The organism is Pseudoalteromonas sp. QJM3NY_22, from assembly GCF_056173065.1.
On the sequence record NZ_CM149655.1, the window covers coordinates 307,591 to 330,398 of the forward strand.

Annotated in this window: 18 protein-coding genes and 1 pseudogene; 9 read left to right on the top strand and 10 right to left on the bottom strand. The window is 39.6% G+C overall.

Annotated elements, in window-relative coordinates; all coding sequences use genetic code 11:
- Positions 1–28: 28 nt before the first annotated feature.
- Together trmH and asnC are read right to left on the bottom strand one after the other, a co-directional pair.
- Positions 29–715 carry a tRNA (guanosine(18)-2'-O)-methyltransferase TrmH gene (gene trmH / locus AC0VZ4_RS01525; RefSeq protein WP_165743490.1) on the bottom strand — a complete coding sequence of 229 codons (687 nt, stop codon included), beginning with the start codon at positions 713–715 and terminating at the stop codon, positions 29–31.
- 41 nt (positions 716–756) lie between these two features.
- Entirely contained in the window at positions 757–1,224 is a 468-nt protein-coding gene (gene asnC, locus AC0VZ4_RS01530) for a transcriptional regulator AsnC (RefSeq protein ID WP_475440710.1), read from the bottom strand.
- 90 nt (positions 1,225–1,314) lie between these two features.
- Here asnC and tnpC point away from each other — a divergent pair, with 90 nt between their 5' ends.
- Both tnpC and asnA read left to right on the top strand, forming a co-directional pair.
- Entirely contained in the window at positions 1,315–2,754 is a 1,440-nt protein-coding gene (tnpC, locus tag AC0VZ4_RS01535) for an IS66 family transposase (protein WP_475439674.1), read from the top strand.
- A 215-nt stretch (positions 2,755–2,969) separates the two neighbouring features.
- Complete coding sequence (gene asnA, locus AC0VZ4_RS01540) at positions 2,970–3,965, top strand: aspartate--ammonia ligase (protein ID WP_475440711.1); 996 nt, start codon at positions 2,970–2,972, stop codon at positions 3,963–3,965.
- A gap of 47 nt (positions 3,966–4,012) precedes the next feature.
- On the opposite strand, the gene AC0VZ4_RS01545 is transcribed toward asnA, so the two are convergent.
- The 8 genes and pseudogenes from AC0VZ4_RS01545 to AC0VZ4_RS01580 form a co-directional block, all read right to left on the bottom strand.
- On the bottom strand, positions 4,013–5,620 hold the full coding sequence (locus tag AC0VZ4_RS01545) for a DUF342 domain-containing protein (RefSeq protein WP_007378832.1): 1,608 nt from the start codon (positions 5,618–5,620) through the stop codon (positions 4,013–4,015).
- Positions 5,621–5,764: 144 nt separating this feature from the next.
- A complete protein-coding gene (locus tag AC0VZ4_RS01550; protein ID WP_007378833.1) occupies positions 5,765–6,157 on the bottom strand; it encodes a RidA family protein in 393 nt (130 codons plus the stop codon).
- A gap of 12 nt (positions 6,158–6,169) precedes the next feature.
- Entirely contained in the window at positions 6,170–8,275 is a 2,106-nt protein-coding gene (gene spoT, locus AC0VZ4_RS01555) for a bifunctional GTP diphosphokinase/guanosine-3',5'-bis pyrophosphate 3'-pyrophosphohydrolase (RefSeq protein WP_475440712.1), read from the bottom strand.
- Positions 8,276–8,413: 138 nt separating this feature from the next.
- Entirely contained in the window at positions 8,414–9,673 is a 1,260-nt protein-coding gene (locus AC0VZ4_RS01560; RefSeq protein ID WP_475439694.1) for an IS256 family transposase, read from the bottom strand.
- A 365-nt stretch (positions 9,674–10,038) separates the two neighbouring features.
- Positions 10,039–10,314 carry a DNA-directed RNA polymerase subunit omega gene (gene rpoZ / locus AC0VZ4_RS01565; protein WP_007378835.1) on the bottom strand — a complete coding sequence of 92 codons (276 nt, stop codon included), beginning with the start codon at positions 10,312–10,314 and terminating at the stop codon, positions 10,039–10,041.
- Between the two features lie 125 nt (positions 10,315–10,439).
- Positions 10,440–11,060, bottom strand: a complete 621-nt coding sequence (gene gmk / locus AC0VZ4_RS01570) for a guanylate kinase (protein ID WP_475440713.1) — start codon at positions 11,058–11,060, stop codon at positions 10,440–10,442.
- A 114-nt stretch (positions 11,061–11,174) separates the two neighbouring features.
- Positions 11,175–12,542, bottom strand: coding sequence for a GGDEF domain-containing protein (locus AC0VZ4_RS01575; RefSeq protein WP_475440714.1), 1,368 nt, complete (start codon positions 12,540–12,542; stop codon positions 11,175–11,177).
- 313 nt (positions 12,543–12,855) lie between these two features.
- Positions 12,856–13,615: pseudogene (locus AC0VZ4_RS01580) on the bottom strand (IS5 family transposase).
- A 664-nt stretch (positions 13,616–14,279) separates the two neighbouring features.
- On the opposite strand from AC0VZ4_RS01580, the gene AC0VZ4_RS01585 reads away from it, so the two are divergent.
- The 7 genes from AC0VZ4_RS01585 (at position 14,280) to AC0VZ4_RS01615 (ending at position 22,760) form a co-directional block, all read left to right on the top strand.
- Complete coding sequence (locus tag AC0VZ4_RS01585) at positions 14,280–15,539, top strand: IS256 family transposase (protein ID WP_475439694.1); 1,260 nt, start codon at positions 14,280–14,282, stop codon at positions 15,537–15,539.
- A complete protein-coding gene (locus AC0VZ4_RS01590; protein ID WP_475440715.1) occupies positions 15,517–16,128 on the top strand; it encodes an AHH domain-containing protein in 612 nt (203 codons plus the stop codon). Before AC0VZ4_RS01585 ends, AC0VZ4_RS01590 begins: the two co-directional genes overlap by 23 nt.
- Positions 16,128–16,715, top strand: coding sequence for a hypothetical protein (locus tag AC0VZ4_RS01595; protein ID WP_197113882.1), 588 nt, complete (start codon positions 16,128–16,130; stop codon positions 16,713–16,715). The genes AC0VZ4_RS01590 and AC0VZ4_RS01595 overlap by 1 nt, the downstream gene beginning before the upstream one ends.
- 280 nt (positions 16,716–16,995) lie before the next feature.
- Positions 16,996–17,919, top strand: a complete 924-nt coding sequence (locus AC0VZ4_RS01600; protein ID WP_417655698.1) for a restriction endonuclease — start codon at positions 16,996–16,998, stop codon at positions 17,917–17,919.
- Between the two features lie 60 nt (positions 17,920–17,979).
- A complete protein-coding gene (locus tag AC0VZ4_RS01605; RefSeq protein ID WP_475440716.1) occupies positions 17,980–19,551 on the top strand; it encodes a type I restriction-modification system subunit M in 1,572 nt (523 codons plus the stop codon).
- Positions 19,548–20,759: a restriction endonuclease subunit S gene (locus tag AC0VZ4_RS01610; protein WP_475440717.1), complete on the top strand. Its 1,212-nt coding sequence runs from the start codon at positions 19,548–19,550 to the stop codon at positions 20,757–20,759. The genes AC0VZ4_RS01605 and AC0VZ4_RS01610 overlap by 4 nt, the downstream gene beginning before the upstream one ends.
- Before the next feature lie 6 nt (positions 20,760–20,765).
- The gene (locus AC0VZ4_RS01615) at positions 20,766–22,760 is read left to right on the top strand and encodes an ATP-binding protein (RefSeq protein WP_475440718.1); all 1,995 of its coding nucleotides are present in this window, start codon (positions 20,766–20,768) and stop codon (positions 22,758–22,760) included.
- Positions 22,761–22,808: the final 48 nt, after the last annotated feature.

Consider the following 22,808-nt stretch of genomic DNA (forward strand, 5'->3'; position numbering starts at 1 on the left):
TTAAGTGTACTTACAGAGTGTAAGTGCATCAAGTATGTTTTAAAGCTTGCCAAAATTGCTCGTCAGCGACTATTTCGCCGTTTTCATCAAGTACAGGATAAGGTAATTTTTTTTGTTTACACTGTCTTGCGATAATAGGGTGGCAGCCTTCAAAGTAGAGTGGATGTTTAACTTCGGCGCTCAACATATCTCTATTATATAAACCAGCCAGCTCACGTTGGCGCTGTGCTTCAAACAATATTAGCGCAGCAGCAACTGAAACATTTAGCGATTGCACCATGCCTTGCATTGGAATAATAATATTTTGATCGGCATATTCTAGGGCTTTTTCTGAGATCCCTGTTTTTTCTTGTCCAACAATAATAGCCGTTGGCTTGGTGTAATCTACTTCTCTAAAATCAACGGCATCTTCTGATAAGTGAGTCGCTAATATTTGTATTTCTGGATTGCGTTCACGCATTGCAGTAACAGCATCATCAATATTTCTATGTAAGTGCGTCTCTAGCCAGTTTTTACTGCCACCTGAGGTGTTATTAGTTAGCCATTTTTGCTTTTCAGGCCATACAGCATGTACGTGATGGCAACCAACCGCATCAGCACTTCGTACTATTGCAGATAAGTTATGGTGTTTGTGCACGTCTTCTAAACACACGGTTAGGTCTGTTTGACGGCGCGAAAGTACGTCTTCGATTCTTTGATAGCGAGTTTGCTGCATGGTTATCCTCTTTTTTCGGCAATTATACGAGATTTTTGCAGTTAAGGCATTACTGTGCGGCTAATTGGATTTTGTAGAGAAATAAGTGTTTCTGTTGATTGAATGGCTTCTATTGCCTGTATTTTATTAATCAGCACATCTTGTAAGTGATCAATGGACTTTGTCATTACCTTTATAAATATACTGTAGTTACCTGTTGTGTAATAAGCCTCTACCACTTCCTCTAATGCTTCTAGCTTTATAAGCGTTTGCGGGTAATCACGTGCGTTATTTAAATTAATGCCTATAAAGCAGCACACATCGTAGCCCAGCTGTTTAGTATTAATCGTTAATTGGGTGCCTGTAATGATCCCTGCTTGCTTCATTTTTTCAATTCTTACGTGAATTGTCCCAGCGCTTACATTAAATCTTTTTGCTAATTCGGCGTACGCAGTACGGGCATTTTTCATTAATGCATGAAGTATCTGTTTATCGAGATTATCGATTAAATAATTGTAACTATTCACCATGGTAAATTATTTTCAAAGGATCTTTTTTAACTATTGACCGATCCCGCCAGTATGCCAAGCTAGGGCTATGACCTAATAGCCCTAGCTTCAATGAATTTAAACAGCATCAACATCGACGAAATCGTTGAGAAAACCAAAGCTCAATTACAAGAAGGTAAAACTCTCACGCCTGCGCTGAAGATGTCTATTGAACTCATTCTGGTTGTCGTTGTTATGTTAGCAAGTAAATTAGGACTTAACAGTAACAATAGCAGTATCCCGCCATCAAAAGACATCAACCGAAAAAAACAAAACAAAGAGAAATCAGCCAAGTCAGCGGGTGGTCAAAAAGGCCGTGCAGGTAAAACACTAACCCAAACACAGACGCCTGATGAGATCAAAATCATCCTAGTTGAACGTGATTTTTTACCGAAAGGTCACTACCGTGAAATTGGCTTTCAAAAACGACAGGTTGTCGATATAGATATCAGGAAAGTGGTCACTGAATACCAAGCACAAATTCTGGAAAATGAGCAAGGTAAGCGTTTTATTGGTGAATTTCCAGAAGACGTTAACAGTCCTATTCAATATGGGGTTGGTGTAAAAGCCCATGCAGTTTACCTATCCCAATATCAATTACTCCCTTACAACCGCATTGAAGAATATTTTTGTGATCAACTCGGTATTCCAATCAGTGCGGGTAGTTTATTTAACTTTAATGAACAAGCAGCGGCCTTGGTAAAGTCCTCCGGCGCAGAAGCCGCGCTCAAGAAAGCCCTGAAAACGACTTATCAAGCCTTACACGTTGATGAAACGGGGATTAATATAGGTGGTAAACGACGATGGCTTCATGGTGCATCAACGACGTGGTGGACGTATTTTTACCCGCATGAGAAAAGAGGGAAAATAGCGATGGATGACGCCGATATTTTACCTCACTTTACTGGGGTACTATGCCACGACCACTGGAAACCGTATTATCAATATACACAGTGCCAACATGCCTTGTGTAATGCACATCATATCCGAGAGTTAGAAAGGGCATGGGAGCAAGACGGTATGCAATGGGCAAAGGATTTGCAAACCCTACTGACTGAAATCAATAAACATCAAATAGATAACCCCGAGCTAGATGCAGACACAAAAGCTCACTATATAGAGAAATATCAACAAATATTGGCTCAAGGTGACATTAAATGCCCTCCACCGGATAGAAACAGCCGAGTAAAAGGCCAGCGAGGCAGATTGAAACGAACAAAGTCTAGAGCGTTGTTAGAGCGGTTAAGAGATTATCAAGATGATGTCTTACGGTTCATGACGGAAACAGCGGTGCCTTTTAGCAACAACCAAGGTGAGAATGATATTAGGATGACCAAGGTTCATCAAAAGATATCTGGGTGCTTCAGAAGCATGCAAGGTGCAGAGATGTTTTGTTTAATCAGAAGCTACCTCTCGACTTGCAGAAAACAGCATGTATCAGCAAGCCTAGCCCTTGAATTACTCTTCAAAAATCAGTTACCTGATATATTTATTGAAAATGTGGCTGAATAGTTACAAATAATTTTCCATTATATATTTGTCATAAAATTATCGAATATATGGTTTTTATACCACTTAGTTAATGGTTTTTGTATATTAAAGCTATTTTTGTTATGGGATATTGAATTAATCCTTTAAATCGTTAAATTAACTTCATTAAAGGCGCTCATTAGAGCGTTTTTTATCAATTAAGCAAGTAACAATAACTGGGAATGAGGCCAATTATTATGAGTTCACACTATGTGCAGCAACAGCAGCAAATAAGTAAAGTTAAGCAATTTTTTTCACAACAACTAGAAACCCAACTTGGGCTGGTTGAGGTTCAAGCCCCAATTTTGGCTAAGGTTGGCGACGGCACGCAAGATAACTTAAGCGGCCATGAAAACGCAGTTGCTGTAAATGTGAAAGCGATTACAGATAGCCGCTACGAAGTGGTGCATTCACTGGCTAAGTGGAAACGTAAAACACTCGCAACTTATGGCTTTGGTGTTGGTGAGGGTATTTACACTCAAATGAAAGCTTTGCGCCCAGATGAAGATTCATTAAGTCCTATTCATTCTGTATATGTTGATCAGTGGGATTGGGAAAAAGTAATTAACAAAACGACAGAGCGTTCGCTGGCAACACTAAAGCAAACTGTTCAATCTATTTATAAAGGGATAAAAGAGACAGAGGCTTTTGTAAGTGAGTCTTATGGTTTAACGCCTTTTTTACCGAGCGACATTAAGTTTGTGCACAGTGAAGAGCTACGTAAAATGTATCCTGGCTTTAGTGCTAAGCAACGCGAAAAAGCCATTGCACAAGAATATGGTGCTGTATTTTTAATTGGTATTGGTGGCGCACTCGGAGATGGCAAAATTCACGATGTAAGAGCCCCAGATTACGATGATTGGTCTACGCCAACATGCGATCAATACATGGGTTTAAATGGTGATATTTTAGTATGGAATCCAGTACTTGAAGATGCATTTGAAATTTCATCAATGGGTATACGTGTAAGCCCTGAGGTTTTAAAAGCGCAGTTAAGTACAACAGGAGATGAAGACCGCTTAGAGTTTGATTGGCATAAAGCGCTATTACAAAGTAAATTTCCGCAAACAATTGGCGGTGGAATAGGGCAGTCGCGCTTGGCTATGTTACTACTGCAAAAGCAACATATTGGACAAGTACAGGTTAGTGTGTGGCCAAATAAAACTTACGATACAGTAAGTGATTTACTTTAGGGTATATGAGGAGCTATTGATTTGAGTGCCTGTATTTGCACTCATTTCTAGTGTGTTTTAAACTCGATTTCTACTTTATTATTCAACAACTTTACATTGCATGGTGGGTAATTGCGGATTGTTTTGAGTACTTTATTAAAAATATGAATTTCTACTCCAGAATGCAAAACAGTGTTAACAGCAAGGTTTGCATCACTAAGCAAATCATGTAACTCATGATCTAAGCTCGAAAGGCGTTTTTCTAATTGTTCAGCCTGTTGGCAATAATGCAGTTGTGTAGCGCCAATTTTGGCAATTAGCTGATTCTTTTTATCAATATCTTTAACTAAATCAGCTTTTTCGAGAGCAGCTTGAAGAGTATCTAATTGTTGATCTGTATTTGCTAAATCTTTAAAGCAATTGTCTGTGTCAGCAGTTATTTCAGCGCCTGAAGCTGCTAAATTTATTGCCATTTTTGCGCCTGATTCGTTTCCTATTTCACCAGCAATGAGCGTTGTAGCATCCAGTATTTCACCACCAAAAATTTTACCTTTAGGTAAGTCTGTTTGACCAACTTGTAGTAATTTTTTCGCTTTCATAACGCAGTGGCTAGTTTGGCGATCAATAAATATGTTAGCTGCTTCTATATAACAATACTGTGAATGAGAAACATGGACATCTCCAGCACAAACTAATTTGCAGGATAACGATTTATCCTCAGGCTTTTGATGGCCAATTACACCTTGTTTCACAGTGATATTACCGCCAGCAGTAAGCTCCCCTGATTCGACAGTACCTAAGATAGTAATATCGCCTTTTGCGTTTATTTTCATACCAGGATCGATGTTTCGTGTAACAATCACACTGCCTTCAAAGTCGATATGGCCACTTTTCACATTTACATCAGATATTGTAAAAATATCATCTACACGCATTCCGTTATTAATTTCTACAGGAACGCCGGCAATAGTAGAGACTAATTCCATAGGGTTTAATTTTGATATTTCAGTGCCTTCACCTGCGACCAGTTGTTTATTTTCACCAGGTTTAGCGGTAAGTATATCACCGACTACTGTGAAGCCCTCTTTACCAGGGGTTGCGGGGTGCTGTCGAATAAGTACTGTACCAGGTTCTACACTTGCGAGTTTTCCAAAGTCACGCATATCAACGCTACCATCTTCTTTTAATTTTGGTGCGTTTAAACGATCTTTTAGGGTTTCTACCACTGTTACTAATTTTGTCGCTAATCCATCACTTGGAAGCCGCCCTTTGGCGAGAGTGCCTTTAACGATTGTCCCAGGTGATAGCTCGGCTTGTTTTTCTAGTAATTGTTCTAAAAATACTTGCTTGTAGCCACGAACTATTCCAGCTTTAACAAGGTGTTTTTTCGCATCATCTAGGCTTAGCTGCTTACCGCCCTGAGCGAGAGTGAGCTCGCCTATAGCTAGCATTTTATCATCGCTAATTTCTATCTTGATTGCGGCATCGTACTTAGTTGCAACAACTAAAACTGACTCAGTATTTTTATTCTTGAAGAAGTTGTTTATGGCTTCATGATCGATTTTACAGTCACAAAAAGTTGACATTTCGAGAGCTTCAATCACGAACGCAGCACTCGGCGGAGCGTGCTTACTTACATCAAGTAAAATATTTCCATTATGAGCAAGCTTAAACACTAGTTAATCCTTCTCTACTACTTAAGTTAAGTTTGAGTATATTACATAATAGCAGATTGCTAGAAATTTACTTTTGAGTCAAGAAAACAAAACGAGGTTATGGAGAAATAGAGCTATAGCTGGGACCATAGCTCGTAGGTAATACTAATTAGTTGAAGGTAGTTCCATTATTCCATCTATCTCAACTTGCACACCTTTTGGCAGCGCACGCACACCAATTGCGGCACGAGCAGGGTATGGTTGTTTGAAGTATTGGCTCATTACTTCGTTAACAATAGCAAAGTTAGATAAATCAGTAAGGTAAATATTCACCTTAACTAGGTCGTGTATCTGACCCCCAGCTTCTTCACATACAGCAGCAATGTTTTTAAATACTTGATGTGTTTGTTCGCCAAAGTCTTCCGAAATAACTTCCATAGTCTCAGGCACTAATGGTATTTGACCCGATAAGTAGACAGCCGTTCCTACTTTAACGGCTTGGCTATATGTGCCTATTGCTGCAGGCGCTTTGTCGGTAGAAATAAATGCTTTATTCATGTGTTTCCTATTTTATTTTTTACGATAGACTTTTTGTACATCAGGCATAACGCGAATGCGTCGCATAATGTTAGCAACGTGGATACGGTTTTTAACGGTAACCCCTAAATCTATCACGTATAAATTACTTTCTTTTTCATCAGTGGCTATTTCCACAATATTGGCTTGGGTAGTCGCAACAACATTGGTTAACTTTGCAAGCGCCCCTTGATGATTAATAATCTCGACTCTAAGGGCTGCGATATATTCTTTCTCTGGATTATCGTCCCACTTTACAACTAAGTATTTAGAGCGCTCACTTTCCCAGCCGCGAATATTTTTACATTCCTGGCGATGAACAGTTAATCCTTTGCCTTGGCTTATATGTGCAGTTATTGCATCCCCAGGTACAGGGCGGCAACACTTAGAGTAATTAACTAACATACCTTCGGTGCCAATAATGGTTGCTTTGACTTGGTTGGTAATGTCTGTTAAATCATCGTTTTCGTTTTGTAATAAGCGTTTAGCAATTAACATGCTCATCAGATTACCAGAGCCTATTGCTACTAGTAACTCAAGTAGTGTAGAAAGTTCATGCTCTTCAAGTACTCGCGTTATATTCTCATCAGGAATACTGTCGAACTTATTTTCACCAAGTGCGGAGTCGAGTAAACGCCTACCCAATAACAGCGCTTCCTCGTGATGCTGACTCTTAAGGTAGTTACGAATGCCTAACCGTGCTTTACCGGTAACAATAAAGTTTAGCCAAGTTGCATTCGGGTGAGCCCCAGAGCTAGTAATTACTTCTACTGTTTGGCCGGTATCAAGCGCCTTACTCAAAGGGTAAGGTTTGCGATTTACTCTTGCCCCTACGCACGTATTTCCAACGTCAGTATGTACAGCGTATGCAAAATCAACAGCTGTTGCGCCCATTGGTAATTCAACAATTCGGCCATCCGGTGTAAATACGTAAATTTCTTCAGGGAATAGCTCAGTTTTTACATTTTCTATAAATTCAAATGATGAGCCAGCACTTTGCTGAAGCTCTAATAAACTTTGCATCCATTGGCGAGCACGTTGTTGTGACGTATTGCCCGCGCCATCACCTGATTTTTTATACATCCAGTGTGCGGCCACGCCTTTGTCTGCCATATGATCCATGTCGTGAGTACGAATTTGAATCTCAACAGGTATGCCGTGTGGGCCAACTAAAGAAGTATGAAGTGACTGATAGCCATTGGTTTTAGGTACTGCAATATAGTCTTTAAAGCGCGTTTCAATAGGCTTATAAAGGCTGTGAGCAACACCTAATACGCGATAACACGTATCCATAGAGTCAACTGCAATTCTAAACGCGTAAATATCCATGACTTCGTTAAATAACAGTTCTTTATTAAGCATTTTTTTATAAATACTATAAAGGTGCTTTTCGCGGCCCGATACCGTCGCTTTGATGCCTGACTCTTCAAGGCGTGCTTCAATTTCGTTTTGAATATTTGAAATAACTTCTTTTCGATTACCACGTGCTTTTGCAACTTCAGATTTAAGTGCACGATGGCGCATAGGATATAGAGCTTGAAAACCTAAATCTTCAAGCTCATTTTTAATGTCGTGAATACCTAAGCGGTTTGCTATCGGCGCGTATATTTCTAGTGTTTCGCGTGCTATACGGCGGCGTTTATCGGGGCGAAGAGCACCCAATGTACGCATATTATGCGTTCTATCAGCAAGCTTGATTAAAATAACTCGTATGTCTTGAGTCATAGCCATAATCATTTTACGGTAGTTTTCAGCTTGGAATTCTTTTTTATCTTTAAAGCTGAGCTTATCGAGCTTACTTACACCTTCAACCAGTTCTGCAACCGTTACACCAAAAATTTCGGCTAAATCTTGTTGGCTAAAATCAGTATCTTCAATTACATCGTGCATTAACGCGGCCATGAGCGTTTCATGGTCAAGATGCATGCCGGCAAGAATTTGAGTTACTTCAACAGGGTGAGTAATATAAGGTTCGCCACTTGAGCGAGTTTGTCCTTCGTGGGCCTCTCGGGCTACCACGTAAGATTTTTGTACCAGCTCTACATCTGCAGCAGGCAAGTATTCAGAAATTTTCTTTTTAAGACCTTCAAAAAGATACATTTACACTCCAATGTTCTAGGGCCCGTTGACCTTTCAGGATTAAAATTCGTTCAATCTAGGGGCGATTTAATCTCGGCGCGAGGTTTTTAGCCTAGCGGGCTAAGTAAAAACCGAGCAACAAAGAGTAAAGAGTTATTGTCAAATCTGGTGTATGAGCTCATCTTGATGCTCTGTTTGATCTTGAGTTATTCTTTCGCCGTCTTTAAATTTTACCCCTGTAATTACTTCAGCCAGTAACTTAAACCCTCGCAAGCGGTACCATTTTTTCTCTGCCGACTGCGCGAGTTTAAAAACCATCATTAAGGTGGTTGTCCGGCTGCCACAACTCTTCACTTTATGCGTTCTCAGCCTTACCGTCGCAAACGTTGACTCTATCGGATTACTCGTTCTTATGTGCATCCAATGCTCAGCAGGATAATCATAAAATGCCAGCATTTCATCTTTATCCTTCATCAAGCAATCCGTCGCTTTTGGGTATTTGACTGAGTAATTTTTAACAAATAAATCATACGCTTTATAAGCAGAAGCTCGACTCTCTGCCATCCAGATATCTTGTAAATTCGCTTTGATTTTAGGTTGCATTGATTTCGGCACTTTGTTTAGCACATTCGCGATTTTATGCACCCAGCAACGTTGATGTTGGGTTGTTGGCCATACTTTGGTGAGGGCATTCCAAAACCCCAGCGCACCATCCCCTATGGCCAATTTTGGTGGTATTGTTAGACCCTGTGAGCGCAACTGATTTAACACTTCAGTCCAGCTCTGCTCAGACTCACGAACCCCGTCAACCACCGCCAATAGCTCCTTTCTGCCCGTTTCATCTACCCCCATAATTACCAGTAAGCACAGCTTATCATCCATTCGAATTTTACTGTAAATCCCATCGGCCCAGATATACACATATCGACGTTTAGCCAAGGAACGTTTAGACCACTGCTGATACTCCGTTTCCCAGGTGGATTTCAACCGAGAGACACTATTGGCCGACAAACCTTTGGCTTGCTCGCCTAAAAGAGACACTAAAGCGGGCTGCATATCACCCGTCGAAATTCCTCGTAAATAGAGCCATGGGATCAGCTCTTCGATATTTTTTGTCCGTTTCAGATAAGGCGGGATCAAGGCACTATTGAATTTAATGCCTTCCTTTTTTCGATCCCTGACTTTAGGTATTTTGACCTCAATATCACCAAGGCCTGTTTGGATCGTACGCTCAGGCTGGTGACCATTTTTGACGATCCGCTGAAGTCCCTCGACGGTCTCATGCTGGTATTGAGCCAATAAAACAGCCAACTCAGCCTCAATCGCTTGAGCTAACAACTGCTGCGCCCCGCTTTTAAGCAACTGCTCTAACGGATTGTCTGGTTTTTCAATGGAAATAACATTATCATTTTCAGTCATTGCGATGTCTCTCTGGTTAATTGTTGATCTGGTCAAGATCAATTAACAGATTACATCGCAATGACTTTTTCTCATACACCAGAAACGACTATAGCTCAAGAGTAAATTGCCCCTAGGCAGAACCCTTCGGGCAGCGTATGTTTGGCATTTATGCTGCTTTATCGCCTATTTATGGGGAATAACCACACTACATAGGCTTTGCCTTGCCTAAATACCAAGCATGCTGCTGCAAATTTAACCTCGAAAGATAAACAGGCCCTAGTGAAGTAAATTAGGTAAGTTACGAATATACGATGAAAACAGAGGATTGCCAACGGCTATAGTAGAAATACTGCGCCGTTGACTAAATCAGACCGGGAGGTCGATTATTGATTGCCACCAACAATGGCAGCAACAGCAGCTAGTTCTGCCGCTTCTTGGTGTTGTTGTTCTTCACGGTCAATTAAGTCCATTGAAGCGCTATCAACTAAACCTAATTCAATTTCACGTAAAGCAACAACCGTTGGTTTATCGTTTTCAGGATCTACTAGTGGCGTTTTACCACCAACAGCAATTTGGCGGGCACGACGAGCCGCAACTAAAATTAAGTCAAAACGATTACCAACTGCATCTACTGCATCTTCAACTGTTACGCGGGCCATCACAGCACTCCAAAAATAATTTAAAAGCAAAGGCGTAGTTTACTCCAAGGAGCCACATTCGCCAATAGCCAGTGTTCAATTTTTATCAGTTTTACTTGCCTAAGCCTAATTTAAATAGGCTTAAATTATTTAAGCAGACTATTTAGTAAAACTTGATGACGATTTTCTTGTGCTTTTAGTGTTAAGCGCTGCGCCATTACAATTATTTCTATATCAGCAAGCGCGCTCTCAAAGTCATCATTCACAATCACAAAATCATACTCGTTATAATGCGACGTTTCTGACTGAGCTTTTGCCATACGAGAGGCAATAACGTCAGCCGAATCTTGGCCACGGTTATTTAAACGCTGTTCTAGCTCTTTTTTTGAAGGAGGTAGAATAAAAATGGTTTGTACGCTTGGCATAATTTTGCGCACTTGCTGCGCGCCTTGCCAATCAATATCTAAAAACACATCAATACCCGCATCAAGTTGCGACTCAATAGCTTGCTTTGATGTGCCATAGTAATTATCAAATACTTGAGCCCATTCAAAAAAGTCATTTTTTTCAATCAGCGCTTTAAACTCATCTGTAGAGACAAAATGATAATGCACGCCATTTTCTTCACCGGGGCGAGGAGAGCGAGTCGTGTGCGAGACCGATACTTTCATATCAGTATGCTTTTTTAATAACGCATTGATTAAGCTTGATTTACCAGCACCAGAAGGCGCTGATAAAATAAATAGGTTTCCGCGCGATTTTACCATTACATTCTCTATTTAAAAATAAACAGGCTTGGATTACGAGTAAACTAAGCCTTTAATACCCGCATTGTACTGTATTTAGTGAATGGTACTCAACTAGGTCAAAATGGGTTTGGGTTAAGCAAATTTTACTTTATTTCGTCCATCAGCTTTTGCTTCGTAAAGAGCAATATCAGCACGCTTAAAAAAAGTGTTCTCAGTATCATCTGGCTTATAACTCGTAATTCCAATACTTAGCGTTATATGATCTATTTTAGGGAAATTAATATTGCTTATATAAGCTTTTAATTGCTCAGCGCAATGGAGTAACTGTTCTTTGCTTTGCCCGCGAATTAATACAGCAAACTCTTCACCACCGAGTCTATAAAGTAGATCTGTTTCTCTGAGTTCATTAGTAATTTCACGGGCTAATTTTATAAGAACTTTGTCGCCAACATCATGTCCATAACTATCATTAACTTTTTTGAAATGGTCTACGTCTAGTACAAGTACACCGAGTAATCCGCCTCTAGATGCTATTTTTAACTCATGAGTAAGCTGCTCTTCCCAACGATGTCTATTATAAGCCCCTGTTAATCTATCTTTTGTTGCAAGTTCTAGTAATTTATTTTCAGCGTCTTTTCTATTTATTAGCTCTTGAGATAAATTTTCGGAAAGTGTTTGTAAGTTTTTTTCTAGGTATCTAAGCTCATCTTTTTTGGCTTCATCTTGAACAGGCACATCATCATCTTCAACATCAGAGTCGGCTAGCGAACCACGAATTGTCTCTAAATGGTCATGAATTCGAGAGAATGTCTTTCTGAAAGAGCTAATAATGTAGTGAGTCATAATAGAACCAATTATTAGAGCACACAGTCCTAAAATAAAATTAATAATAACAAATTGTTGAAGGTGTTTATTGGTATAAATAGAGACTTCCTTTGTAACTTCTTCTAACTTTAATAAAAGGGCCTCAACCTCATTATCAAGTTGCGTGTTTAACTGTTTGGTATGTTTCCATTGTTCTATACTTAAGTTTTTGTTTTTTAATGGTAAAATTGCTAGGTAATTTTTATAATCAGAATATAGTTGATCTAATCTTTTTATTGAATCAATAGCAGAAATGTGTGCTGTTTGGACAACAGCAATGTGTTCGTTTGCTATACCCTGTTCAATGATTTTTAAAGCTAATCTAATTCGTACAATCTGATGTTCAATACTTTCTTTTATATTGTTTTTAAGCCCTAAATGTTTTTGAATTTCAGTGTTTTTAAAGTATTTACTTTCAGAGACCTCCATCAATAAATGATGCTTAATTTGCAATATTTCTATTTCATTAATCTTTTCATTTAATGGAATATCAACTTTAGTTAACTCATGCATTTCCTTTTCAATGGTTTGCAAAGTACTTAGAGAATATAAAATTACGATCAATAAAAAAAATAGCAATAAAGCAGACAAACCTCTTATTCGGCTAACAGTAGATAGACTTGGAAATTTAGACATAGTTCTATGTATCCTACATATTTGATCGTTGCATAGTTAATTATAGTTTTATTTATTTATTTAGTTATGGTAACTATTTAGGGTATAGCTTAGCACCTACATAATACACTTTGATGGTTTGACAGGGCAAGGACATGAATGGTAAGAGTAGCTCAAAATGGAATCAACAAAAGCGATCTAGATTTTGAGTGTTTCTCAGTCTGTTTAAGATTAACTCCAGCGTGCTTATCACTAAAATTTACAAGTAGTCCGCTTTTTTTCATGCTATTACCCTTGCCCTAGGATCTGTTGAACTTTGCTGTATATAAATTGTTCATGCATGCATTGGCAGCCACATCATCAAAAAACTAAGCGTAATCATACTTGAATAATTACGCGATAATTTATCGTATTTTGTTGCTATTGCTCGATAATTTTTAATTCTACCGAATGCATTCTCAACCAAATGTCTGTATCTATATAAGCACCAATCAACATCCTTATTACCTTTCTTCTGGTTCTTCCTTCTTGGGATTGTTGAATCTGCTCCCATTTTTTCTATTTTTTCACGAAAAGTGTCGCTATCATAGCCCTTATCTGCGACAACATGTTCAGCTTTCGGCGAGTTTTTTACCAAACTTTTTGCATGAACGATATCGTTTACTTGTCCTTGTGAAAACTCAAAGTAAACAGGTAAGCCGCCGCTATCTACGCTAAATGGATCTTGGTTGAGTTGCCTCCTCGGCTCTTCCCTATATCTTCGGTCGCTGAAGAAGCTGCACCCGTTCCATGTTGATGAGCACTGATAATACTCCCATCGATAAAGAGCCATTCGACGTCTTCAGAATCCACCAATATATTGAAAGCATGAGATAAGACCCCCTTACTTGACCATAGGTTAAATCGGCGAGAAACCTTACTCCAGCGCATCCAAATTCTTTTGGTAAATCACGCTATGGTAAACCTGTTCGCATTCGATAGAGTATTCCTTCCATGGTTACTCGATGCGCAGGCTTATCATAAATTCTCCCCGAACTTAGCATTGCTTTGTAAAGGATTTCCCAACGTTCATCTGTTAACATTAGTCTTAGCATAGAGAGTCGCTATTTTTTGTTTTTGGCGAAGTAAATTATACCCGCTCACGATGCTGTTTAAAAAGTATACTTGAAAGATCAACAGCCCCTAGAACGGTAGAAAACAAAAAGCCTAGAAAAATCTAGGCTTATTAATGAGTTATAAACAAGTTAAAACAGGCTAAAACGCTATTCTATGTTTTGAATCTGAATATAGAACATGCTTTTTAATTTTATAATTATCAATAAGTTAATATGTATTTACTTCCTGCCTTTTACTTTTAGTAACCGCCATGGTAACCACTTGGAATCGCTTTCTGGTACATAGAGATTATTTTACTAAAAGAAGAAGCAAGCGTAAGTCAGTACCGAATAACATACATAAAAATTGATAAACTGTTTAGTTTTGTATTATACACCCAAACATAATCAAATAATCAAGGAAGAGTGTTTTATGAAACCGCTGCACGCGTATCCCCATCCCGAGAGAGCTCAAAATCCTTCACCCTTAGAAATGGCTATTTATAACTATGAGTTAAAAGCTAAAGAGTTCCATAACAAGCGAATAGCTCAAAAAGGGAAAGCGAGGAGCTATAGTCGTTTCTGGTGTATGAGAAAAAGTCATTGCGATGTAATCTGTTAATTGATCTTGACCGGATCAACAATTAACCAGAGAGACATCGCAATGACTGAAAATGATAATGTTATTTCCATTGAAAAACCAGACAATCCGTTAGAGCAGTTGCTTAAAAGCGGGGCGCAGCAGTTGTTAGCTCAAGCGATTGAGGCTGAGTTGGCTGTTTTATTGGCTCAATACCAGCATGAGACCGTCGAGGGACTTCAGCGGATCGTCAAAAATGGTCACCAGCCTGAGCGTACGATCCAAACAGGCCTTGGTGATATTGAGGTCAAAATACCTAAAGTCAGGGATCGAAAAAAGGAAGGCATTAAATTCAATAGTGCCTTGATCCCGCCTTATCTGAAACGGACAAAAAATATCGAAGAGCTGATCCCATGGCTCTATTTACGAGGAATTTCGACGGGTGATATGCAGCCCGCTTTAGTGTCTCTTTTAGGCGAGCAAGCCAAAGGTTTGTCGGCCAATAGTGTCTCTCGGTTGAAATCCACCTGGGAAACGGAGTATCAGCAGTGGTCTAAACGTTCCTTGGCTAAACGTCGATATGTGTATATCTGGGCCGATGGGATTTACAGTAAAATTCGAATGGATGATAAGCTGTGCTTACTGGTAATTATGGGGGTAGATGAAACGGGCAGAAAGGAGCTATTGGCGGTGGTTGACGGGGTTCGTGAGTCTGAGCAGAGCTGGACTGAAGTGTTAAATCAGTTGCGCTCACAGGGTCTAACAATACCACCAAAATTGGCCATAGGGGATGGTGCGCTGGGGTTTTGGAATGCCCTCACCAAAGTATGGCCAACAACCCAACATCAACGTTGCTGGGTGCATAAAATCGCGAATGTGCTAAACAAAGTGCCGAAATCAATGCAACCTAAAATCAAAGCGAATTTACAAGATATCTGGATGGCAGAGAGTCGAGCTTCTGCTTATAAAGCGTATGATTTATTTGTTAAAAATTACTCAGTCAAATACCCAAAAGCGACGGATTGCTTGATGAAGGATAAAGATGAAATGCTGGCATTTTATGATTATCCTGCTGAGCATTGGATGCACATAAGAACGAGTAATCCGATAGAGTCAACGTTTGCGACGGTAAGGCTGAGAACGCATAAAGTGAAGAGTTGTGGCAGCCGGACAACCACCTTAATGATGGTTTTTAAACTCGCGCAGTCGGCAGAGAAAAAATGGTACCGCTTGCGAGGGTTTAAGTTACTGGCTGAAGTAATTACAGGGGTAAAATTTAAAGACGGCGAAAGAATAACTCAAGATCAAACAGAGCATCAAGATGAGCTCATACACCAGATTTGACAATAACTCGAAAGCGAGTGAAGATCTTAAAAATAAGATGGCTCGTGATTTTAATCATTTGCAAAAAGAGAAAGAGAGAATTACAGCTCACGCTCGCTTACAAACAGATTTAAAAGAATACCGAGAGCTGAGTGCAAGCTCTACAGTCACGCAATTAAAACAAGAAAAGCATCATCCAACACAAAAGCTTGCTCGTCACTTGGCTGCAATAGGGGAGCCTAAACCAACTAAGCTGCACGAGGCTCATCATATTATTTGTGGCACAGGGCAATACCAATCAGCGAATATGTTACAAACAAGGCTTAACCTTCATCTACATGGAGTTGGTATTAACGATCCAATCAACGGTGTATGGTTAATTAATTTTGAAAAAAATAAAGAGCAAAATTGGGATAGCCCAGCTTCGCCACCTCATCGAAAGCTACACAGATATAACTATGAGACATGGATTAATACTAACTTTGGTAATGCGGCTACGCCTAAAGCTTTATTTTTGAATAGATTGAGAACCGTTAAAGTTAAAATAAAAACGGGTACTGTACCTGCAGGTTTACTTGAACCAAAAAATGAAAACTGGAAGGCTTTATAATGACTGTATATCAAATCAAAAACGAAGCTTACACATACGACGTAATCGACTTTAATATTGTTGAACTATCAAAAATACTTTCAAAGCATAGTGGCCTTGAGCCAGACACTATATTAACGATGTTTATGTCGGCCGCACGCCATAATATCGAATTTAGTCATCTATGGCCTCAAGGGTTAAATTTTGACTATTTTGGTAAAGCTAAAAAGCAAGACTATGACATATCGCGGCTAGGTCATTTTTTAATAATGAAGATGCCAGTATATGAGTTGTTAAAAGAGCGCTTAGCAAATTTTGGAGAGTTTTTACCCGTTAAAGCTGAAGGCAACAACATGATATTGTTTAACTTGCTTACCTTCGGGCAAGAGCAAAAAGACATGTGTTTAACCAAATACGAAGATGGCTTCGAAGACGGTTTAGAGTTACTTACCTTTGAGCAAGACGATATACAAAATAAACTGCTATTTAAATCTAAGCTGGAAGGTGCTCAAAAAGTTTATTGTACTGATGAGTTTAAAAATATTATCCAAAGTAACAACCTTAAAGGTTTAGTATTTGACGAAGACTTATTAGACCCGTTTGTTTAGTATCGCTCAACACAAAGGCGAATATATTAAGTAGCCAAAGAATCATTAATTGTGAATACAATACTTTCAGACTTTTTACTAAAAGTTTATAGTTTATTTAACAATACCCCTCCCGCTACCCGTAAGCTCAGCGCCCTGCGAGGGGTTAATTATTTATAAAGCACAGTAAAGCTGCTTACATAACCTTTGCCCCATAATCTTAATTTGTATATTATCTCAACTAATAAGAACAATGGATTAGCTGTTTAGTTACTAACTAATACGGCTGGCAGGAAATAGTATGTCGTTACCAGATTACCAATCATTCATGACCCCATTACTGCAATGCTTAGCTAATGGCAAAACCGTAAAGCTTAAAGAGATTGAAGCAAATGTTTATCAAAGCCTAAGCTTATCGGCTGAGCAGCTTAAACTGCGTATTCCTAGCGGCAAGCAAACTTATGCCTACCACCGCTTAAGTTGGGCTAAAACTTACCTTGTTAAAGCGGGTTTAATTGAGCAGCCTAAAAGAGCCTTTTGTAACATTACACAAAAAGGGTTATCAGCATTAGCAACGGGCGAACTAATCAATAACCAGTACTTAAGCCAATACCCTGAGTTTTTAGACTTTAAAACCCGCACTAAAGACACTAGCGACTCACTAGATGAAAACACTACCAGCTTAGTAAATAGCAACTCACACAAAACACCAGAAGAGCTTATAGAAGCCGCAGTAGATACACTCAATACTAACTTGAGCGACGAAATACTACAGGCAGTGCTTTCGGCCTCGCCTGCGTTTTTTGAAAACCTTGTAGTCGATTTAATGCTAGCTATGGGTTACGGCGGATCACGTAAAGATGCTGGGCAAGCTACGCAGTATACTCAAGATGGTGGCATTGATGGCGTAATAAAAGAAGATAAACTCGGTCTTGAAATGATATATTTACAGGCTAAACGCTATACCAATAAAACAGTGGGTAGACCAGACATACAAGCCTTTGCGGGTGCGCTTGATATGCACCGCGCTAAAAAGGGCGTATTCATTACCACCAGCGGCTTTAGTAAAGATGCACTGGAATATGTAGGCTTAATAGAAAAGCGCATAGTGCTGGTAGATGGCAAACAACTTACAGAGTTAATGCTTACCCATAACTTAGGCGTTAGCACCAAACAGGTATTTGAAGTAAAAGCGCTTGATAGCGACTACTTTATTGAAGATTAATAAGTACGCTCGGCGTGCTAGTAGGAACCTCTACGCAACCTATTAAGAGAACACTCAACAATGGTTCAACAACACCAACAAGAATTAAAAAAACAGCTTTGGAATATTGCTAACAGCTTACGTGGCAATATGTCGGCTGATGACTTTCGCGATTACATACTTGGGCTTATTTTTTATAAATACCTGTCTGATAAGCTCAATACCTATGCCGATCAGCTACTAAGTGAAGACGGTATTGTATTTGCTAAAATTGACGAAACAACAGCAGAAGGCCAAGAGTATTTAGAGGCAGTAAAAGAAGAGGCGCTTGATAAGTTAGGCTACTTTTTAAAGCCAGCAGAGCTGTTTCATGTACTTGCTGAGCGTGGTGCTAACGATAAGTTTATTTTAGACGATGTAACCAACGTACTTAACCATATTGAACAAAGCACCATGGGCGCAGACAGCGCCGACGATTTTAATGGCTTGTTTGACGAGCTAGATCTAACCTCTAACAAGTTAGGGAAAACACCGGATGCGCGTAACAAGTTAATAGCCAAAGTATTAGAGCACCTTGATAATATCGATTTTCACCTAGAAAGTAGCGAAATAGACATACTTGGCGACGCTTACGAATACCTTATTGGTATGTTTGCCAGTGGCGCGGGTAAAAAAGCTGGCGAGTTTTATACGCCGCAAATGGTGTCAAAGTTACTGGCAAAATTAGTCACCTTAAATAACCCGCACATAAAATCGGTTTACGACCCTACCTGTGGCTCTGGATCATTGTTGTTACGTGTTGCTAAAGAGGCTAACAACCTCGATTTAAAATTTTACGGGCAAGAGCAAAATCCAAGTACGTATAACCTAGCGCGTATGAACATGATTATGCACGACGTGCATTACACTAAGTTCGACATTCAAAACGACGACACGCTAGAAGTTCCTGCACACCTTGAGCAACGCTTTAGCGCCGTAGTAGCTAACCCGCCATTTTCGGCTGATTGGTCTGCCAACCCGCTACACATGAATAACGAGCGCTTTGCCGACTACGGTAAGCTGGCACCAAAAGGCAAGGCCGACTTTGCTTTTGTACAACACATGATCCACCAGCTTGACGACAACGGCACAATGGCGGTGGTGCTACCGCACGGCGTGTTGTTTCGTGGTTCTGCCGAAGGACATATACGCAAACACCTTATTAAAGAAAAAAACTACCTTGATATGGTAATTGGCTTACCCGCTAACATATTTTTTGGCACGTCAATTCCTACCTGTGTATTGGTGCTAAATAAACACCGTAAAGCCGACGATAACGTATTGTTTATAGACGCCAGTAACCATTTTGAAAAAGGCACTAATAACAACGTAATGAGTGAAGAAGACTTACAGCGTATTTTAGATGCCGTAAGTAAACGCGGTGTCATTGATAAATATGCTTTTACCGCTACGCAAGTCGATTTAGCTGAAAACGACTACAACCTTAATATTCCGCGCTACGTAGATACCTTTGAAGATGAAGAGCTTATTGATTTGAGTGAAGTTGCAAAGCAGTTGCTTGCAAATGATAAAGCGATGCTTGAAACAGATAAAACAATTGCAGGTTTTTGTGATGAATTAGGTATTGAAGTGCCATTTGAGGTGTGTGAATGATACCGGCATTAAGGTTTAGCAAATTTAAATCTGAGTATTTACCTAAAATTATTGATGAAATCGCAAAAGTTACTTCCGGCGGCACACCTAGCAGGGCGAAAGCTGATTATTGGAATGGTCATATTCCTTGGGTCACAACTTCACAAATAAATTTTAAAGATATTACAGCGGCAGATGAGTACATTACAGATTTAGGCTTAAAAAATAGTTCTGCAAAATTATTTCCAAAGGGAACCATACTACTTGCATTATATGGACAGGGGATAACCAGAGGTAGAGTCTCTGTTTTAGAAATAGAAGCTACAACGAACCAAGCATGCGCGGCCATTCTTTTGCAGTCAGAAGATGTAAATACAAAATTCACTTTTTACTATTTACAATCTCAGTATGAAAACATCCGAAATCTAGCAAATGAAGGAGGGCAAAAAAATTTAAGCGCTGGGTTGGTTAAAAGCCTACCAGTGGTATTGCCTTCAAATATTATTGAACAAACTAAGATTGCTGACTCCCTTACTTCTGTAGATACTAAAATTAGCCAGCTCACTGAAAAGCATCGACTATTAAAAAACTATAAAAAAGGCGTAATACAACAAATTTTCAGTCAGAAAATATGCTTTAAAGACGATGAGGGAAAAGCTTTTCCGGATTGGAATATGCTTAAGTTGATTGATATTGCTGAACCAATAAAGCGTAAAACAGACAGAGTAATTGATAATGTTATGACTATTTCTGCAGGTAGAGGGTTTCTTCACCAAAATGACAGGTTTAGTCAAGTTATTGCAGGTACTAGCTTAAATAAATACATTCATTTAAAACGAGGGGAGTTTGCATATAATCGTGGCAACTCTAAAAGTTATACCTATGGCTGTATTTATAAGTTAGAAGCTGAGGAGGCATTGATTCCTTTTGTATACCGAAGCTTTAAATTATATAACGGTGTAGAAGGTTTTTTTGCTCAATTATTTACGATGAAATATTTGGATAAACAACTAAGAAGATTAATTTCATCATCTGCTCGTATGGATGGGCTATTAAATATTGGTGAGAAAGACTTTTATCAGGTTAGAGTTCCTTTCCCATGTATAGAAGAACAACAAAAAATAGCGCAATTTTTACAATCACTCGATAAAAAAATAGACGCTGTTAACGAGCAAATTGAACAGACTAAGCTATTTAAAAAAGGCTTACTACAGCAAATGTTTGTGTGAGAAATAATGACTAATAAAATTAACGATAACCCAATAGCGAACATTATTGATATTCAAACTTTGCAAGAAAGCGTAGAGGTTGAGTGCAAGCAGGCTGGTGGCCGAGATGGCCATGGTGCAGTGCCTAATGATATGTGGGAAACCTATAGCGCGTTTGCCAATACCCGTGGTGGCTTAATTTTATTGGGCATTAAAGAAAAAAAAGGCACGTTTGCAGTTGAGGGTATAATAAACCCTGCGCCCCTTATTAAGAATATTTGGGATATTGTTAATAATCCCAATAAAGTGAGTATTAATTTGCTCAGCGAAAGCGACGTGCGCATTGAAACACTAGAAGGCAAGTCAGTTATTGCGATTACTGTACCACGCGCCCCGCGCGAAAGCCGCCCTGTATTTATTAATGCAAACCCGCTTAATGGGACCTATCAGCGCCGTTACGAGGCCGATCAAAAGTGTTTGCCACCGGCAGTAAATAAAATGCTGGCAGAGCAAGAAGAAGTGCGCGACAACCGTATTTTAGAGCATTTTACTCTTGATGACATAGACCCCGAGAGCCTGCGCATTTACAGGCAAATGTTTGTTGATGCCAAGCCACAACACCCTTTTTTAGAATTGAGCGACCAAGAGTTTTTGCGCTCAATACGTGGCTGGCAACAAGACCGCGCAACAGGCAAAGCGGGTTTAACTCTTGCTGGCTTAGTGATGTTTGGTAAGTGGGATGCTATTCAAGATGCGTTGCCTAGTTTTGCACTCGATTATCAAGAAAAAGACGACAGCACACACCGCTGGATAGACCGAATTTATACTGATGGCTCTTGGTCGGGAAATGCTTTTGATTTTTATCGTAAGGTTTATCGTAAGCTTACGGCAGATTTAAAAGTAGGCTTTAGTTTAACCGATGACGGCCAACGACAAGATACCACTCCTGCGCATGAGGCTATTCGTGAAGCACTCGTTAATACACTCGCACATGCAGAATTTAATACCGAAAGTAATATTTTAATTGAAAAACACCCTGACTTTATCGGCTTTAGAAACGCAGGCTTAATGCGTATACCTGTGCATGAGGCTAAGGCGGGGGGTAATAGCCAGTGCCGAAACCCTGCTATTCATCAAATGTTTTTAAATATTGGTTTAAGCGAAAAAGCAGGGTCGGGTATTCCTAAAATATACAGTAACTGTAAAGCGCAAAACTGGCAGCCACCGCATATGTACGAAAAGGATGAGCTGAATCAAACCTTTTTAGAGTTGCGTATGGTTAATATTGTATCGCCTGAGCTTGATAAGCGCCTTACAGATACCTTTGGTAGTGGTTATAAGAAGCTGAGCGAGCTTAAACGGACTATTTTGATTACCGCCATTACTGAGTCATGGTTTAATCACGAGCGTATTTGTTCGTTGACCTCAGAGCATACGAGAGAAGTGACACTTGCGTTAAGTCAGTTAGTTAATGCTGGGTACTTAGAGTCGGCAGGTCAGCATAGAGGCAAGATATATCACTTAAAAGGGATACAAATCCCTACACCTGATAATGATGCAGGTAAGAGTATTACATTTGTAGCCTCTGCGAAGTTAGATCAGCTTTCACTGTTTGAAGGTCCGGAGTTAAATAGCGAAGGTCCGGACCTAGATACTGAAGGTCCGGAGTTAAGCAATGAAGGTCCGGACCTAGCTTTAAATACTCCGGACCAAGACAATACAGAAGTAGAGACAGCTGCAGCTGATGAGTTATGGAGTTCACTATGGGTTATAGGTGAGCAAGTACGAGCAGCCTCAAGTAGAAAACAGAAGTCTGAGGTAGAACAAGCAATAATAGCCCTATGTGAAGAAGCACAGCCGCACTGTTTAAGGTTGGGTGATATAGCGCAGCTGCTAGGAATGAAGCCCGATACGCTAAGGCGTAACTACTTAAGTAAAATGGTTAAAGAGCAGGTATTATTTTTGGCCTATCCAACAATACCGAATCACCCTGAGCAGGGTTATAAGTTACATAAAGATTAGCAACAAGCTATGAATGTATTACACAAGGCTAGCACCAAGGAATTGTAG

Bases quoted from the DNA above. Each gene is read 5' to 3' on its own strand.
- trmH (WP_165743490.1), bottom strand. From the start codon at position 715: ATGCAGCAAACTCGCTATCAAAGAATCGAAGACGTACTTTCGCGCCGT.
- asnC (WP_475440710.1), bottom strand. From the start codon at position 1,224: ATGGTGAATAGTTACAATTATTTAATCGATAATCTCGATAAACAGATA.
- tnpC (WP_475439674.1), top strand. From the start codon at position 1,315: ATGAATTTAAACAGCATCAACATCGACGAAATCGTTGAGAAAACCAAA.
- asnA (WP_475440711.1), top strand. From the start codon at position 2,970: ATGAGTTCACACTATGTGCAGCAACAGCAGCAAATAAGTAAAGTTAAG.
- AC0VZ4_RS01550 (WP_007378833.1), bottom strand. From the start codon at position 6,157: ATGAATAAAGCATTTATTTCTACCGACAAAGCGCCTGCAGCAATAGGC.
- spoT (WP_475440712.1), bottom strand. From the start codon at position 8,275: ATGTATCTTTTTGAAGGTCTTAAAAAGAAAATTTCTGAATACTTGCCT.
- AC0VZ4_RS01560 (WP_475439694.1), bottom strand. From the start codon at position 9,673: ATGACTGAAAATGATAATGTTATTTCCATTGAAAAACCAGACAATCCG.
- rpoZ (WP_007378835.1), bottom strand. From the start codon at position 10,314: ATGGCCCGCGTAACAGTTGAAGATGCAGTAGATGCAGTTGGTAATCGT.
- gmk (WP_475440713.1), bottom strand. From the start codon at position 11,060: ATGGTAAAATCGCGCGGAAACCTATTTATTTTATCAGCGCCTTCTGGT.
- AC0VZ4_RS01575 (WP_475440714.1), bottom strand. From the start codon at position 12,542: ATGTCTAAATTTCCAAGTCTATCTACTGTTAGCCGAATAAGAGGTTTG.
- AC0VZ4_RS01585 (WP_475439694.1), top strand. From the start codon at position 14,280: ATGACTGAAAATGATAATGTTATTTCCATTGAAAAACCAGACAATCCG.
- AC0VZ4_RS01590 (WP_475440715.1), top strand. From the start codon at position 15,517: ATGAGCTCATACACCAGATTTGACAATAACTCGAAAGCGAGTGAAGAT.
- AC0VZ4_RS01595 (WP_197113882.1), top strand. From the start codon at position 16,128: ATGACTGTATATCAAATCAAAAACGAAGCTTACACATACGACGTAATC.
- AC0VZ4_RS01600 (WP_417655698.1), top strand. From the start codon at position 16,996: ATGTCGTTACCAGATTACCAATCATTCATGACCCCATTACTGCAATGC.
- AC0VZ4_RS01605 (WP_475440716.1), top strand. From the start codon at position 17,980: ATGGTTCAACAACACCAACAAGAATTAAAAAAACAGCTTTGGAATATT.
- AC0VZ4_RS01610 (WP_475440717.1), top strand. From the start codon at position 19,548: ATGATACCGGCATTAAGGTTTAGCAAATTTAAATCTGAGTATTTACCT.
- AC0VZ4_RS01615 (WP_475440718.1), top strand. From the start codon at position 20,766: ATGACTAATAAAATTAACGATAACCCAATAGCGAACATTATTGATATT.